Genomic DNA, 16,489 nt, shown 5'->3' with positions numbered 1-16,489 from the left:
GGCGGGAGGGGAGAGTGGGCCGGATTTTCACCGGCCCCTGAGCTTCGGCTGTTGGCCTTACTCGTCCTCCTCCGCATCCAGGAGTTCCATGTTAAGGCCGAGGCCCCGTACTTCTTTGACAAGAACGTTGAACGATTCTGGCACGCCAGCTTCGTAGTTGTCTTCGCCTTTGACGATGCTTTCGTAGACCTTGGTACGGCCTGCGACGTCATCCGATTTCACCGTCAGCATTTCCTGCAAGGTGTAGGCGGCGCCGTAGGCTTCGAGGGCCCAAACTTCCATCTCACCAAATCGCTGACCGCCGAACTGTGCCTTACCACCCAGCGGCTGCTGTGTGACGAGGGAGTACGGACCCGTGGAACGGGCGTGGATCTTGTCGTCGACAAGGTGGTGCAGTTTCAGAAGATACTTCACACCAACAGTGACCTTACGGGAGAATTGCTCACCCGTGCGACCATCAAACAGGATCGACTGACCAGATGTGTCAAAACCAGCACGCGTCAGGCTGTCGTTCACGTCCGCTTCTTTAGCGCCGTCAAAAACAGGTGTCGCGATTGGAACGCCGTGGATAACGTTGCCAGCTGCTTCGACCAATTCGGCCTCAGTCATGTCTTTGATGCCGTCTTCATAGACGTTGTCGCCATAGGCAATTTTCATCGCTTCCCGCACAGGGGTCAAATCGCCGGAACGGCGGTAAGCACCCAAGGCTTCGTCAATTTCAATGCCCAGACCACGTGCTGCCCAACCCATGTGGGTTTCAAGGATCTGACCGACGTTCATACGCGATGGCACGCCCAGCGGGTTCAGACAGAAGTCCACCGGAGTACCGTCTTCGAGGAACGGCATGTCCTCCATTGGAACGACCTTGGAAATGACGCCTTTGTTGCCGTGACGACCAGCCATTTTATCACCGGGCTGCAGCTTACGCTTCACAGCCACGAAGACTTTGACCATCTTCATCACGCCTGGTGGCAAATCATCGCCGCGACGCACTTTCTCGACTTTGTCTTCAAAACGGGCATCGAGAAGCTTTTTGGCTGCCTCATACTGCTCGTTCAGGGCCTCAACGATTTGTGCGTCGTCTTCTTCCTTAAGGGCAATCTGCCACCAATGGCTGCGGGGCATATCATCAAGCATAGCCGCGTCGATGTTCGCGCCTGTCTTGATGCCACGTGGGCCTTTGGCGACGGTTTTGCCTTCGATCATGGACCGCAGACGGGCGTAGATGTTGCGATCAAGGATCGTCATCTCGTCGTCACGGTCACGGGCCAAACGCTCAACTTCTTCGCGTTCGATCTGGAGCGCACGTTCGTCTTTTTCAACGCCGTGGCGGTTGAACACACGAACCTCAACGACCGTACCAAAATCACCCGGCTTAACGCGCAACGATGTGTCGCGCACGTCGGATGCTTTTTCACCAAAGATGGCCCGGAGGAGTTTTTCCTCCGGTGTCATCGGGCTTTCGCCTTTTGGTGTGATCTTACCCACGAGGATATCACCCGGCTCAACTTCGGCGCCGATGTACACGATGCCCGCTTCGTCGAGGTTGCGCAGGGCTTCCTCACCGACGTTAGGGATATCGCGTGTGATTTCTTCTGGGCCGAGCTTCGTGTCACGTGCTGCGACTTCGAATTCATCAATATGGATTGATGTAAACACGTCATCACGCGTGATCCGTTCTGAGATCAGGATCGAGTCTTCGTAGTTGTAGCCATTCCACGGCATGAACGCGACGATGACGTTCTTACCCAGCGCCAATTCACCGATGTCCGTAGATGGACCGTCGGCGATGACTTCGGCTTTCAGGACCGTATCACCAACTTTGACCAACGGACGTTGGTTGATGCAGGTGTTTTGGTTAGAACGCTGGAATTTACGCATGCGGTAGATGTCAACGCCGGGGTCGCCGATCTCTAGATCGGACGTTGCACGCACAACGATACGGGTCGCATCGACTTGGTCGATGATACCAGCACGTTTTGCCAAGATCGCAGCGCCACTATCACGTGCAACAACTTCTTCGATACCAGTACCAACCAACGGGGCCTCTGCCTGAAGCAGTGGAACCGCCTGACGCATCATGTTCGAACCCATCAAGGCACGGTTTGCGTCATCGTTTTCGAGGAACGGGATCAAGGACGCAGCAACAGAGACCAGCTGCTTTGGCGAAACGTCGATCAGGTTTACATTCTCGCTAGGCGCAAGCGTGTATTCGCCGTTCTGACGGGTCGACACCAGATCATTCACGAAACGCATGTTTTCATCAAGGTTCGCGTTGGCCTGCGCCACTGTGTGACGCATTTCTTCAGTCGCGGACATGTAGTGCACTTCGTCCGTAACGACGCCATCAGTGACAACGCGGTACGGTGTTTCGATGAAGCCATACTTGTTGACGCGCGCAAACGTTGCCAGCGAGTTGATCAGACCAATGTTCGGGCCTTCCGGTGTCTCAATCGGACACATGCGGCCGTAGTGTGTTGGGTGAACGTCACGGACTTCAAAACCGGCACGTTCGCGTGTCAGACCACCTGGCCCAAGCGCGGAAAGGCGACGCTTGTGCGTGACTTCCGAGAGCGGGTTGGTTTGGTCCATGAACTGCGACAGCTGCGAGGAGCCGAAGAATTCACGCACCGCAGCAGCGGCAGGTTTCGCGTTGATGAGGTCTTGCGGCATAACCGTGTCGATCTCAACAGATGACATGCGTTCCTTGATGGCGCGCTCCATGCGGAGCAGACCAACGCGGTACTGGTTTTCCATCAGCTCACCGACGGAACGAACACGACGGTTGCCGAGGTGGTCGATGTCGTCGATGTCGCCCTTGCCATCGCGCAGCATAACCAACGCTTTGATACAGGACACGATGTCTTCTTTGCGCAGGGTGCGAATGGTGTCTTCGGCATCCAGTGCAAGACGCATGTTCATCTTTACGCGACCAACAGCAGAGAGGTCATAGCGTTCGGAATCAAAGAACAGGCTGTCAAACAGGTTGGACGCTGCATCCACGGTTGGAGGTTCACCCGGACGCATGACGCGGTAGATGTCCATAAGCGCGGTTTCGCGGCCCATGTTTTTATCTGCCGCCATCGTGTTGCGCATGTAGGGGCCGACATTGATGTTGTCGATGTCCAGAACGGGAATAGTCTTGATGCCCGCGTCGACGAGTTCTTTCAAAGTACCGCCGATAACATCGCCAGCTTTGTCCATTTCCAGCGTCAACTCGTCACCGGCTTCGACGTAAATCGCACCAGTTTCTTCGTTGATGATGTCATTGGCCGCGAACTTGCCGAGGATCTGATCGTATGGGACGAGCAAATCTTTGACATTGCCTTCGTCGATCAGGGCCTTGACGGCACGTGGCGTGATTTTCTTGCCAGCTTCGGCAACCACTTCGCCAGTTTTGGCGTCAACCAAATCGAACAATGGGCGGGTGCCGCGCGCACGCTCAGGGAAGAATTTTGTCTTCCAGCTGTTCGCCTCCGCGTCAAAAGTGTAATCCACGTGGTCGTAATACGCGTTCATGATCATTTCTTGATCAAGGCCCAGCGCATACAGCAACGTTGTTACTGGCAGTTTACGGCGACGGTCGATGCGGCAGAACACGAGGTCCTTGGCGTCGAATTCAAAATCGAGCCATGAGCCGCGGTACGGGATGATGCGGCAAGCGAACAGCAATTTGCCCGAGCTGTGCGACTTACCTTTGTCGTGGTCAAAGAACACGCCAGGGGAGCGGTGCATCTGGGAAACGATCACACGCTCGGTACCGTTCACAACGAACGTCCCGTTTGGCGTCATCAGGGGCATGTCGCCCATGAATACGTCTTGTTCTTTGATGTCTTTAACCGACTTTGAGCCGGTATCATCGTCCATATCAAACACGATAAGACGAAGAGTAACCTTAAGCGGTGCGGCATATGTCATGTCGCGCTGCTGGCATTCTTCGACGTCATATTTCGGCTTTTCAAGCTCGTACTTAACGAACTCTAGAACGGACGTTTCATTGAAGTCCTTGATCGGGAAAACCGACTGAAAGACGCCCTTGATACCTTCGCCGTCAAGCGGCGTTTCGCTGTCGCCGGAGCGCAGGAACAGATCATAGGACGATTTCTGAACCTCGATGAGGTTCGGCATCTCGAGAACTTCGCGAATTTTACCGTAGTATTTGCGCAAGCGTTTCTGGCCGAGGAAGGATTGAGCCATGTGCGTTGTCACCTTTCAAAATCTCTATGAGCGCGTCACCGATGGGCGGCGGGGACGAACCCTGAGAACAGATCGTTTCGGCCAATTCTTGGCGCCCATCCCACTGGGTGCCTCCCGACCATTGAACCGATCTAAACAAACACTTTTCGATAAAAGCCCTTGTTAAGACGGGTTAAGCTGGACCCGCATTTTCAGCGGATCCAGCCAGATTTTGTTAATAGCAAGTTAGGGATATATGTGCCCTGCCCCGCCATTATAAGAGGGCTTAAGCCACTTCGACTTCAGCGCCAGCTGCTTCCAGCTTGCCCTTAACGTCTTCAGCTTCTTCTTTCGAAACGCCTTCTTTGATTTTGCCACCGGCTTCAACCAAGTCTTTTGCTTCTTTGAGGCCAAGACCAGTGATGCCGCGGACTTCTTTGATCACGTTGATCTTGGAAGCGCCTGGGCTCTTGAGGATGACGTCAAATTCAGTCTGTTCTTCTTCAGCAGCGCCGCCGTCAGCAGGGCCAGCCATCATAACAGCGCCACCGGCAGCTGGTTCGATGCCATACTCGTCTTTGAGGATGGTTTTCAGTTCTTGTGCTTCGAGCAGTGTCAGACCGACAATGTCTTCAGCCATTTTTTTCAGATCAGCCATTTGCTTTTCCATTCTAAGGTTGTGTTCCAACGACAGGGGGTATCCCTACGTCAGCCAATCAAGTTGCTTTAGGCAGCAGCCTTCTCGTCGATAGTCGAAAGAATGCTCGCGATGTTAGAAGCAGGCGCGCCAATGGCCCCAGCAATGTTCGAAGCAGGTGCCGCAATGCAGCCCACGATGGAAGCAATAAGCTCCTCACGCGACGGCAGTTCGGACACAGCTTTGACACCAGCGGGGTCAAGATCGATATCACCCATAGCACCACCAAGAATAACGAGCTTTTCGTTATCTTTGGCGTACCCCTGAGTAACCTTGGCCGCAGCCACAGGATCCTCAGAAAAGGTCATAACGGTCATACCATCGAGGTGCTTGGCGATGCTTGCACATGGCTTACCCTCGAGGGCAATTTTGGCGAGCTTGTTCTTGGCAACGCGTACAGAACCACCCGCTTCACGCATGCGTGCGCGCAGGTCCTGCATCTCTGCAACTGTCAGGCCTTCGTAGTGGGATACCACAACGACGCCAGAGCTTTCAAAGATTTGGCCGAGATCCTCGACCAATTGTTCTTTTTGTGCTCTATCCACAGTTTCACTCCAATATCGGGGCCAGACCTAAATCTGGTTACCCGGCTCAGTCTTACCGGATTGCTCCGGCGGTTGGGTCCATCAAACGGGACGCCCGAACCGCCAAAAGCTTTCGCCTGAGGTCAATTTGGCCTACCCGCCTCAGGCAGGAATTAACGGAGGCAAAACCCCCAACCCACCGTCTTGGACGAATGCAAAATAGCGCGTGACGAATCGCGCGCTATCAAACTGAGGTTTAATTAGTCGGGATGGGCGGGATTGTGAAGTGCCATTTTGGCCTAGAGTGGTGCGAGACCCGATTCAAAACCAAAATGGCAGGTTTGAGGGGTGATTTTGACCTTTGGCACATCAGAGCGAATGATGACCGATTACTCTACAGGAAAAATGACTCCGGACTGCTTTGATTTGTGTTCTGGTTCGACATGTATCGCAATTCGTGCGTCGCCAAACCTAGCCTTCAAGGCATTTTCGATCCGGTCACAGATTTCATGCGATCGGAACACTGATATGTCGCCGGGCACAACACGATGAAAATCAATGAAGACCACGGGTCCGGCGTGACGCGTTCGCAGATCATGCGCCTGCATTGCACCATCCGCCTCTGTCGTGATTATCTCTCGGACTGCAATCAACATTTCATCCGACACGGCCTCATCCATGAGACCGCTCAGCGACTCCTTGATCAATTTCGAACCTGACCAAAGGATGTTAATCGCGACGAATATCGCCAATAGCGGATCAAGTATCCACCATCCGGTTGCAATCGCCAGAACGATGCCGACGGCGATGCCAACCGAGCTGACGACGTCAGTAATAAGATGCTTTCCATCAGCCACCAGCGCAGGAGATTTTAACCGTCTTCCGCGCGTAATCAGTATGAAGGCCCAAAATCCATTGATTGAGGTCGCCGCAAGGTTGACCAGCAGCCCGGCGATGGGCGCGTCAAGAAAAAGGGGATGCATGAAGCCGGCATAGGCCTCTCTCAATATCAGCAGCGCGGCGACGATGATCATCACACCTTCGAGGACGGCACTGAAAAATTCTGCCTTGTGGTGGCCGTAGGGATGGTTGTCATCAGCGGGTTTGGCCGCAATACGAATTGCAATTAATGCGGCAAACGCTGTTGCGACGTTGACCGTGCTTTCCAGCGCGTCAGACAAAAGCGCGACCGAACCAGTCATCGAATAGGCAAGGGTTTTTAAACCCAGAACAGCAAAGCCAACAATGAGACTTCCAACCGCCAGCCTGGTAATTGTCATCGTTTTGTACCTCTTCGCCGTTTCATTACGCAGATAGACACGTGGGGCGGTGTTACAAATCGCGCTAAATACATGACTTGGTGATAGTAGCCGATCCATCGGCCAGTGACTGATTCAAGCCTGAATTTGTTCTTCAGGCCACAAAGGTTAGCGGCAGCAAAGTCCGCAAAGCCAAACCTTGCCCATCTTGGCAGAATTTCAATTGAAAAAGGCGCCCCAGTTGGGACGCCTTTGGTCGTTTAATTTGGACCGGTACCGGAACGCGATTGCTTTGCATTCGCTTCGTCCGGCTGGGTGTAACCGCTTGCGCGGCTATCTCCCTAGTTCCCAGTTGCGTTGTCGATGTTGACCGTTACGCTTGGGCCCATGGAAGATGTCAGTGAAATCTTCTTCATGTATGTGCCTTTTGCGCCAGCAGGCTTTGCCTTCTGGACCGCGCCGACGAATGCCAAAACGTTTTCTTCCAGCTTCGCAGCTGTGAAAGACGCTTTGCCAAGACCAGCGTGAACAACACCGGCTTTTTCAGCTTTGAACTGGACTTCGCCGCCTTTTGCAGCTTCGACAGCCGCTTTGACGTCCATCGTGACTGTGCCAACTTTAGGGTTTGGCATCAGGTTACGTGGGCCAAGAACCTTACCGAGACGACCAACGATAGGCATCATGTCAGGTGTCGCGATGCAGCGATCGAATTCGATCTTACCGCTTTGCACGATTTCCATCAGGTCTTCTGCGCCGACAATGTCAGCACCGGCAGCCGTTGCTTCATCAGCCTTATCACCGCGTGCGAACACAGCGACGCGCATGGTTTTGCCTGTGCCATTTGGCAGAGCAATTTTGCCGCGAACCATCTGGTCTGCGTGACGTGGGTCAACACCAAGAACAACTGCAATTTCAATGGTTTCATCGAACTTCGCTGTTGCGTTGCCTTTGACGAGGGCCACTGCCTCAGCGACGGTGACGAGATTTTTGCCAGCGAAGGCTTCGCGTGCGGCGGTTGTGCGTTTTCCGTGCTTTGCCATCTTACTTAACCTCGATGCCCATAGACCGAGCAGAGCCCAGAATGATTTTCATTGCGCCTTCGATATCGTTTGCGTTGAGGTCCTTCATTTTGGCCTCTGCAATCTCACGAACCTGCTTGGTCGTAACCGTGCCCACAGTGTCACGCGATGGTGTCTTGGACCCGGACTTAACCTTGGCAGCTTTCTTGAGGAAGTAGGACGCAGGTGGCGTCTTGATTTCCATCGAGAAGGATTTGTCTTGGTAGTATGTGATCACGGTTGGGCACGGCGCACCGGGCTCAAGGTCTGCAGTCTTGGCGTTGAACGCCTTACAGAATTCCATGATGTTGATACCACGTTGGCCCAATGCTGGACCGACGGGTGGGGATGGGTTGGCTTTACCAGCTGCGACTTGCAGCTTCATGGTGCCAGCGACTTTCTTAGCCATTCGGCTTCTCCTTTTCAGCGATGGGTAAAAAACCCACCCTACAATGACCCCCAAGGGTCGGCTTGCGGTGGTTCAGTGCGTACCTTGCGGTCCGCAACCTCCCACCTCTGACGCACTCAGACCTGTTTAGAGACCTGAGTGAATTCTAGTTCGACCGGTGTGGCGCGGCCAAAGATCGACACAGTCACCTTAAGGCGCTGGTTCTCTTCGTCCACTTCCTCGACCATGCCATCGAAGTCCTCGAACGGACCTTCGCTGACCTTGACCTTCTCACCGATCTCAAAGTTGATAAGCGTGCGCGGTGCATCTTGGCCTTCTTCAACGCGGCCAAGAATCTGCTGTACTTCGGCGTCGCGCATCGGCATCGGACGGCCCTGTGGCCCCAGAAAACCGGTGACGCGGTTGATGGAGTTGATCAGGTGGTAGCCATCGTCCGACATTTCCATATGGACCAGCACGTAGCCGGGCATAAAGCGACGTTCAGCCGTGACTTTCTTGCCACGACGGATTTCGATCACTTCTTCAGTCGGAACCAGCACTTCGCCGATCTGTTCTTCCAGCCCATGCTCCTCAACGGAGGCACGAATACTTTCTGCGATCTTCTTTTCGAAGTTCGACAGGACACTGACAGAGTACCACCGTTTCGCCATGTTGCTCGCCACCTTGTCGTCATGCACTGCCATTCTAAAATAGATCAGCGCAGAAATTTCAATCTGTTCGTGGCGTTTGCCACGGAAGTCCCGGAAATAAAAGCGGCGTGCAGCACGATTCGCAGCACGCCATTCCAAGAAGTTCGCGTCCATTACCGCGCAACCCCGTTCAATTCAAGGGGGCTGACTGCAAATCCGACACAGGATCAGAACGCGGTGAGTACGCCTTCGAGCCCAAAACGGATAAACATGTCTACCACCGTAAAGAACAGCGCCATAACGGTCGCCATGATCAGCACCATGATTGTGGTCAATGTGACCTCACGGCGCGACGGCCAAACGACCTTGCCGACTTCAGCACGGACTTGCTGGATAAATTGTACTGGGTTGGTTCTGGCCATGATCTATCCTTAAAGACTGGAAACGCTGACTAGGTAACTGTCTTGGAGGGGCTTTTCAACCCTTCCTGCTTGCGCTTTGGCGGCTGTAGGACTGTGACCCCGTCCATTGCTTCGATTTGCGCCATTTGTGCATCGTAAACCTGCCCCGCCCGCACCAATGTTTCTGCCGCATAAAGCCCGAAAACTTTATTGTCGGCGCTGATCGGAAACAATTTGCGCGATTTCGAGGCGAGCTGGCCAGTCTCGCCGTCTTGCGCCCACGCAAGCGTTTGGCGAACGGCGTGCGCCGACAGGCTTTGATGGACGCGGCCTTTGATCGCTCAATCCTGCCGCCAGCCTGCCACCGCAGCATGCGGCGCAGGATCAGGCGATGTGTCAGGTCGTAATCTTCTTGTCGCCAAACGTAGATGTCGCTGACACCAGTGATTGTGCGCAATTTGGTAATGTAATCGGCCCAATCAATTTTGCGCCAATCGTTGCGGGCGCGATACTGGCGCGGTTCGATGTATACGGACCCGAAAAGCACCTGACTATAGGCCGACGCCAAAAACGTCGCCGGATTGCGCACTGCCAAAAACAATTGCGGTTTGATCGGCGCCCATGCTGCGACCAATTCCGTCACGCGTTCGATTGCAAGAGGATAAATCGGTAGGCTGACACGCCCGTCCTTATCCGAAAGCGTTTCGACAAAATTCTCTTCGGAAAATACCAGCCGACTATTGCCTTTGGCCAGATACGCCAACTGCTCATGCGCCGTCCGATTCGGCAGAGGACCTTTCGACCATGACATCCCAAACATCGCAGCAATATTGCGACCGCGCTTGCGCAAAAAACCAGGTCCGTAACAGCGGATACCCGCGTCAGATCGCATGACTCTATTTTCGTAAATCACCTTCTGGAGATGCGATGACCCGGTCTTATGTGCCCCGATGTGCAAGGCAATGGACTGCGGCAGTCGGGGCAATTTCATCTCCCGTTCAGGCACGTTTGAAACGCCGCGACGACGAGTGGCTTGGCAGGGGCTAAGAGACTCGAACTCTTGACCTACGGTTTTGGAGACCGTCGCTCTACCAACTGAGCTAAACCCCTAAGCCGAGCGTTGAGATAGCGAGGGCTACAGCACTTGGCAACCGCAAACCGCGCTAGTCGTCACGCTTTAGCGGCTTGAGCGTTCTGAGGGTGCCAAACGACTGGCGAATGATCTCATCAGCGGACTTGAACCGGAAGCTGGACCCACCGCCGGGGAAGACGCTTGTGAACGGCGGCTGGACCTCTAATTCGGCGATTTGCAGGCGACTTGGGGCGGTCTTATTCTGTAAACTGGCCTCACCATTTGAATTCGATTGCAACGATGTGTTTTTAGGCATCGGCGGCGGCGTGGCCGCCTGCGCATCCGGTGCCCCCCACGGAGAGGTTTTATCTGTGCCATTGGATGGCAATGATCGCCGACTTGGCCGTTTTTTCTGGCGCGCGGCCAAAGCTTCGCGCCCTGACAACTGCGATTGCGTCGCGGATGATCTGCGCCCTGACAGCAGCTTTACCAGAGCCAAAAGCACAAGAAAGCCTGCCAAACCGCCAAGAATGATCACGGTTCCAATCGTCCTTTCAGCCGCAGCATAAATCGACGCGGCGCGATTTCCCAAGAAGGGTTCGATCACCACCAAGTCGTCAGAGCTGGGGATGTCCGTTGCGAACAGTTCTGTCCCGATCAGGCCCGCCCATTCACCGCTTTGATTTAACGTGCCATTCACCGTGACAGGGATGCGCTCACCGCTGCCCTGCGCCACCAGTTGTTGTTCCAGCAGTGCAATATTTTCGGGCGCTACCACAAGCACCGCTTTGATCTCACGACCCTGATCGTCGGCCAGCAGGACAAAGCTGCGTTCAGATCCGAGCGGATCAAAGCTGCCGCTGGCGAGAGCCATAAAATAGACCCCGGCGACATTTACCTCACCATTGGCGGAAGCATCGTTGTTGGCATCCCATTTCGAGAGGGGTGACGGATCAGGTGGGCCGTCTGCCACCTGAATTTCAGCCGCAATCGTGTTGGAAAAATAGGTCTGACAGTCCTGATTGGCGAGATAGCCCGCGCCAAGAGCAAGACCCAAATAGATCGTCCAGTTGAGCCGGAACGGAAGGAGGAGGGTTTTCAGGATCATATGTGCGTGCTCGCGGCCTCTTTCAAAGCGTCCAAATCAGCGCCGGAAATGGCGGCTTCATGGGACACTACAGCGTCAATTAGCCAATGCCACCATGCGATCTTTAGCAGGGCGGCGATTGTTGCTGTGTCAAAGCGGCTGCGCAATGGTTTGGCGGGGTTTCCGGCGACGATTGTGTAAGGTGGAATGGTTCCCGCAACGACAGATTTCGCGCCGATGATGCAGCCGTGACCGATCGACGCGCCGGGCAGGATGGTCGCCCCCTGACCGATCCAAACGTCATTGCCGATGGTGGTATCAGGCCCAGCGTCAGGCATCGACGGGCGGCTAAGTTCCATATCGAGGAAGACCGCAAAGGGAAAACTACTAAACCCGTCGTAACGGTGATTGGCCGAGGACGTGATGAACGTCACACCGTCCGCAATCTGGCAGAACTTGCCGATGGTCAGTATTTCGGGGCTTTGGGTATACAGGTACGGCGCAAGATGCGACGCCCAGTCGGTGGGTGAAACATGCGCACTGGCGTAACTGTAATCGCCGACTGTCATCCGAGGATGATCGATCGCAGTATTCAAGAACACCGTGCCTTTGTGATGGGTGCCATCTGGCAGGACCACAGGATGCAAGGTGTTCGCGTCTGGAAACGAACGTGGTGGAAGTGGGGGCATGATGCGCCTCCTTTGGTCAGTGTTGCGGTTGGAACAAAGATCAAAGTTACGAAATCATCGGTGCCTCCGTTGGTTTGCGGCAGGATAATTCGGGGTGCGGCAAAATAAAAGGCCCCCGCATTTCTGCGAGGGCCCTTTTTTGCTTCTAACCGTTAGCGTTCATCCGCTCTCGGGCACTTTGCCGGGGCAAAGCCCCTGCCACGGATGCAGGCTTGGGTGTGTTCCTAAATCTGCGCTTACGCGAGGATTTTGGAGACCACCCCCGCGCCAACCGTGCGGCCGCCTTCGCGGATCGCGAAGCGCAAGCCGTCTTCCATGGCGATCGGTGCGATCAGTTCAACTTCGAACTTCAGGTTGTCGCCTGGCATAACCATTTCAGTGCCCTCGGGCAGGTTCACGGTGCCAGTGACGTCCGTTGTACGGAAGTAGAACTGTGGACGGTAGTTCGCGAAGAATGGCGTGTGACGGCCGCCCTCGTCCTTGGTGAGGATGTAGGCCTCAGCTTCGAACTTGGTGTGTGGCATCACCGACTTTGGCTTACACAAAATCTGGCCGCGCTCGACGCCTTCACGATCAACACCGCGCAACAATGCGCCGATGTTGTCGCCAGCTTCACCGCGATCCAGCAGCTTGCGGAACATTTCAACGCCCGTACACGTGGTCTTTGTCGTGTCGCGGATGCCGACGATTTCGATTTCGTCGCCTACGTTGATCACGCCACGCTCAATGCGGCCCGTCACAACAGTACCACGACCCGAAATCGAGAACACGTCCTCGACCGGCATCAGGAACGGCTGGTCAATGGCGCGCTCAGGCGTCGGAATGAACGAGTCGACAGCTTCCATCAGCGCGCGGATTGACGATTCACCGATTTCAGGCATCGTGCCGTTCATCGCGTGCAGGGCAGACCCCGGGATCACTGGAATGTCGTCGCCATTGTAGTCGTACTTTGACAACAATTCGCGGATTTCCATTTCAACCAACTCAAGCAGCTCGTCGTCGTCGACCTGATCGACCTTGTTCATGTAGACGACCATCTCGGGAATGCCGACCTGGCGACCGAGCAGGATGTGCTCACGGGTCTGGGGCATTGGGCCGTCAGCCGCGTTCACAACCAGAATTGCGCCATCCATCTGGGCGGCACCGGTGATCATGTTCTTGACGTAGTCGGCGTGACCTGGGCAATCGACGTGGGCGTAGTGACGCGCTTCTGTCTCATACTCGACGTGGGCCGTGGAGATCGTGATCCCACGGGCTTTTTCTTCTGGCGCGCCGTCAATCTGGTCATACGCTTTGAAGTCGCCAAAATACTTGGTGATCGCTGCCGTCAACGTCGTCTTGCCGTGGTCAACGTGACCAATCGTGCCGATGTTTACGTGCGGTTTATTACGTTCAAACTTTGCCTTAGCCATGATCGAGGCGCCTTGTCATTCGGGGGCCATAGACAGCCCAGTTCAACATCGCGGGCGATGTATTGCGGAATGATCGCAAGATCAAGGGCGGCGTGCGGTTTATGGCAAACCGATTGTACCGGGTGGGTTCGTTATGGCGATCAGTTCAGCGGGCGGTTCCTGCTGCGGCGCGACCAATTCTGGATTGTCGATCAGAACATTACCTTCAAGGATCGTGTTATCGGCTTCAAGATTTTCAGGCGTGCCGCCGAACCAATCGGCATTCTTGCGCATGGTGCGTTCAATTGCGCGGGCCGCGTTGAACGACAGCCCCTCCATTTGTTCGGCTTTGCCGCGGGTAAAACCCGAACCGAGCAGCGGAATCGTACAACATGGTTCAAATACGGTGATCTGGATCAGTTCGTCATTCAGTTTTGTCTGCGTCGAATCCTCAAAGAAATTAACCGAAAAGATCAACACGGACTTGGGCGAATAGACCAGCGGGACGCCAGGATAGGCCAGCACGTAGGCTTCGACGGCAACGCCGACATGGTAATATTTATCGCCAAAAAAGCGCGCCTCGCCCAAACGGTCTTCAACGGCTGTGACCATAGCGGCCTGCCATTCCGCGTCTTCAACTGTGCGCGAAAACGGGCCTTGAAGCGGTTCATCTACCACTGCGATGTTGTGACCAAGCCGGAATGCACCAACGGGATCTGGTACATTGGCCAGATCATCTCGAACTCCACCACAGGCGGTCAGCAGCGCCAGTCCGATCAAAACCACAAAATTTCGCATATTACTTCCTTTAAATTACTTCCCTTAACTAGCGCAGCGCTACCGATCCCGCAATCAATAGCAAATCGCGCGTTGGGCATCGTACTCTGATTCGCTCAACACTGGGCGGAATTTCGCGCCTTCGGATTCTGCTGCACGTGCTGCTGCGATTCGCCCCCAAAGTGCGGGGTGTGACATCAGGTGCTCCATAATGCCCGCATCTTCACAGCTTTGCAGCGCCAGTCGCGAAAACAATGTGGCAATGGCAGATGGCGGCAAGTCTGCGTCCAGCAAGGCGGCATAGGCAAATGCATCGGCAGCTGCCTCGGCGTCTTGGGTGTCGTCGCCTTTTATAATCCGTTCGCCAACAACAGCACCAGTGCGCCACCGCGCCCCCCAAACAACAGCCCCAGCACGTCGATGCTGCCCGCTGAACGCAGGCCAATTCGTGTCGGGTCGCGGGCTTCCACGTGACCAATTTCATGGGCGAACACGGTGGCAAGTTCCTCGGGGCATTCAGTCGTGTCAATCAAGCCGCGAAAGAACACCACATACCCGCATATCCGCCGAGCAGTGCAAAGGCGCTGACGGGTCTGGATCCAGCACATAAACCGTCAACGGCGTCGAAAGGTCCAGTCCTGCGGTCAGGCGGTCTTCGATTTTTTTGCAAAATAGCCATTCAATTTCTTGGCGCGTGATGGGATCAACTGGCGATCAGCAGCAGCGCAACAAGACCCGTCACAATGTAGCCAAACCCATAAATTAGCGCAATTGCACCTGTGCGTGGTCTCGCCATAAGCCCCAATTCACCAGCAGATTTATGAATTCCAACAGCCGCGTGGCGTTCACGTTGTAGTATATCAGCCCGCCAACGAACCACGGAACGTCGACCCCATAGAGCATCCCAACACGGGTGAGTCCTATCGCGACCCATACTACACGACTCTTGTGATTATGGGTGGAATTAGTATCCACGGTGAGACAGCGGCGTTTGGGTCTGACCTGAGCAGTTTACGGAGCTGATCGAAGCCAATTCGAAAGAATGACTTTGCAAAATATCCGTGTTTTTTCCGCTTCATTTTCCCGCCTCCAATAAGCTTTGTGGCGGTTTTAGATGCCCATGCAACCGCGAGCGCAACGAGACCTAAAAGAAGCTCAAGTTTTTTGGAGATGGTCAGTCGTGTGTCTTCAAGATTGAAGCCGCGTGTCTTTGTGTCGCCAAAGAGGCTCTCAATGGCCCATCTTTTCTTGTAGGTGGCGAGGGCCCGATGTGCGGGCCGGTTAGAGACGACGATCAAAAGCTCACCCCCCTTGATGCGCTTTGCAGCAAAGCTAAACCACGTGGCCTCCCCCAAATTGTTGCCTCCAAATCGGGCATCAAAGTTGCGCTTACCGCGACAGGTGCGCAACAAGGTGCTTAGATTTTGCGTTTTCCCGTCCTGTGTGGTCACAAGTTGGTTTGCTTTGATACGGATGACAAATGGGACGTTGTTTTTATGAAGAAAATCCAACCATTGTGCTCCAATGAATTCCCGGTCCGCTAACAAGAACTTGATGGTGGAGACCTCAAACACCGACAGATAACGTTTCATCAAGGCAATGCGCTGAGCAGTATCGCTGTTCCCTGCACGCCCCAAAACGCTCCACATCAACGGAATACGGTGGCGGCGTGTGACAAGGGCTAAGACCAAGAAGTTGACATGGCGTTGGCCAATTTTCCAATTTGTTCGGTCCAAGCATAAATGCCAGGTGGGGCCAGAACCAATCATTTTAACAAGCAAGGGGGCCGCCCAATCCGAGCCAAGATCAACATGCTGGAAAAAGCGTTGTAGGCGACGGTAGGTGCTTTCAACCTTGCCATCGGTAGGAAACTCACAGGCCAGATGGCTCAAATTTACCGTCCGGGCATTCACCATTCCCATGATCAAGAGGCACATCGTTTCAAGGCGACTGTTGCTCAACTCTAAATGGGGGGATAACCTCTTCTTGCGGGTCGTCAGGGCTTTCGTGATCATCAGTGGAACCTTTTTTAGCGATAAGAGTCCGCTCCTAAATCACCTTCTGACACCCTCAACCACCCTACTGTCGTGTAGTATGATCGCGACCTCAATCGTTGCGACGCCGATCAGGTTCACGCCGCCAATGTAGAACGCCATGATCACCGAGGCGGGTTGACGACCAATACCAGCGCCGCAGCCGCGTTTTCATCCAGAAACAATAGAAGCCAAATGTTAGGATGGTCCAAATTCCGCTGATCAACGCGAGCTTGAACAGCTGGCCCCGTGTGCCCACGAATTCAGTCCGAAGACCGGTGGGGATC

16 protein-coding genes, 1 tRNA gene and 1 pseudogene are annotated in these 16,489 nt (G+C 54.4%); all 18 read right to left on the bottom strand.

Features of this window, described 5'->3' with window-relative positions; genetic code table 11:
- Positions 1 to 57 precede the first annotated feature (57 nt).
- Positions 58 to 4,197, bottom strand: coding sequence for a DNA-directed RNA polymerase subunit beta (gene rpoB, locus OA238_RS01370; protein ID WP_015493766.1), 4,140 nt, complete (start codon positions 4,195 to 4,197; stop codon positions 58 to 60).
- Positions 4,198 to 4,462: 265 nt separating this feature from the next.
- Entirely contained in the window at positions 4,463 to 4,834 is a 372-nt protein-coding gene (rplL, locus tag OA238_RS01365) for a 50S ribosomal protein L7/L12 (protein ID WP_044036070.1), read from the bottom strand.
- Between the two features lie 68 nt (positions 4,835 to 4,902).
- Positions 4,903 to 5,418 carry a 50S ribosomal protein L10 gene (rplJ, locus tag OA238_RS01360; RefSeq protein WP_015493764.1) on the bottom strand — a complete coding sequence of 172 codons (516 nt, stop codon included), beginning with the start codon at positions 5,416 to 5,418 and terminating at the stop codon, positions 4,903 to 4,905.
- 368 nt (positions 5,419 to 5,786) lie between these two features.
- The gene (locus OA238_RS01355; protein ID WP_015493763.1) at positions 5,787 to 6,677 is read right to left on the bottom strand and encodes a cation diffusion facilitator family transporter; all 891 of its coding nucleotides are present in this window, start codon (positions 6,675 to 6,677) and stop codon (positions 5,787 to 5,789) included.
- 320 nt (positions 6,678 to 6,997) lie between these two features.
- A complete protein-coding gene (rplA, locus tag OA238_RS01350; protein ID WP_015493762.1) occupies positions 6,998 to 7,696 on the bottom strand; it encodes a 50S ribosomal protein L1 in 699 nt (232 codons plus the stop codon).
- A gap of 1 nt (position 7,697) precedes the next feature.
- On the bottom strand, positions 7,698 to 8,123 hold the full coding sequence (rplK, locus tag OA238_RS01345; protein ID WP_015493761.1) for a 50S ribosomal protein L11: 426 nt from the start codon (positions 8,121 to 8,123) through the stop codon (positions 7,698 to 7,700).
- Positions 8,124 to 8,239: 116 nt separating this feature from the next.
- Complete coding sequence (gene nusG / locus OA238_RS01340; RefSeq protein ID WP_044037790.1) at positions 8,240 to 8,773, bottom strand: transcription termination/antitermination protein NusG; 534 nt, start codon at positions 8,771 to 8,773, stop codon at positions 8,240 to 8,242.
- 206 nt (positions 8,774 to 8,979) lie between these two features.
- Positions 8,980 to 9,174: a preprotein translocase subunit SecE gene (gene secE / locus OA238_RS01335; protein ID WP_015493759.1), complete on the bottom strand. Its 195-nt coding sequence runs from the start codon at positions 9,172 to 9,174 to the stop codon at positions 8,980 to 8,982.
- Between the two features lie 55 nt (positions 9,175 to 9,229).
- The gene (locus OA238_RS01330) at positions 9,230 to 10,045 is read right to left on the bottom strand and encodes a hypothetical protein (RefSeq protein ID WP_144055803.1); all 816 of its coding nucleotides are present in this window, start codon (positions 10,043 to 10,045) and stop codon (positions 9,230 to 9,232) included.
- A 142-nt stretch (positions 10,046 to 10,187) separates the two neighbouring features.
- Positions 10,188 to 10,263, bottom strand: a tRNA-Trp gene (locus OA238_RS01325).
- A gap of 53 nt (positions 10,264 to 10,316) precedes the next feature.
- Complete coding sequence (locus tag OA238_RS01320; protein ID WP_015493757.1) at positions 10,317 to 11,333, bottom strand: hypothetical protein; 1,017 nt, start codon at positions 11,331 to 11,333, stop codon at positions 10,317 to 10,319.
- Entirely contained in the window at positions 11,330 to 12,001 is a 672-nt protein-coding gene (locus OA238_RS01315) for a CatB-related O-acetyltransferase (protein ID WP_015493756.1), read from the bottom strand. The genes OA238_RS01320 and OA238_RS01315 overlap by 4 nt, the downstream gene beginning before the upstream one ends.
- 236 nt (positions 12,002 to 12,237) lie before the next feature.
- Entirely contained in the window at positions 12,238 to 13,413 is a 1,176-nt protein-coding gene (tuf, locus tag OA238_RS01310) for an elongation factor Tu (protein ID WP_015493755.1), read from the bottom strand.
- A gap of 99 nt (positions 13,414 to 13,512) precedes the next feature.
- Positions 13,513 to 14,190 carry a hypothetical protein gene (locus tag OA238_RS01305; RefSeq protein ID WP_015493754.1) on the bottom strand — a complete coding sequence of 226 codons (678 nt, stop codon included), beginning with the start codon at positions 14,188 to 14,190 and terminating at the stop codon, positions 13,513 to 13,515.
- A gap of 54 nt (positions 14,191 to 14,244) precedes the next feature.
- Positions 14,245 to 14,448, bottom strand: a complete 204-nt coding sequence (locus tag OA238_RS28520; RefSeq protein WP_245581422.1) for a hypothetical protein — start codon at positions 14,446 to 14,448, stop codon at positions 14,245 to 14,247.
- A gap of 71 nt (positions 14,449 to 14,519) precedes the next feature.
- Entirely contained in the window at positions 14,520 to 14,777 is a 258-nt protein-coding gene (locus OA238_RS28515) for a M48 family metalloprotease (RefSeq protein WP_083906611.1), read from the bottom strand.
- A 327-nt stretch (positions 14,778 to 15,104) separates the two neighbouring features.
- Entirely contained in the window at positions 15,105 to 16,184 is a 1,080-nt protein-coding gene (locus OA238_RS01295; RefSeq protein WP_015493753.1) for an IS4 family transposase, read from the bottom strand.
- A gap of 196 nt (positions 16,185 to 16,380) precedes the next feature.
- Positions 16,381 to 16,461: pseudogene (locus tag OA238_RS33375) on the bottom strand (hypothetical protein); the annotation flags it as partial.
- Positions 16,462 to 16,489: the final 28 nt, after the last annotated feature.

Source organism: Octadecabacter arcticus 238 (assembly GCF_000155735.2).
Lineage (GTDB): Bacteria > Pseudomonadota > Alphaproteobacteria > Rhodobacterales > Rhodobacteraceae > Octadecabacter > Octadecabacter arcticus.
Note: the sequence above shows the minus strand (reverse complement) of the source record. Positions and strands in the feature narration are given on the sequence as shown.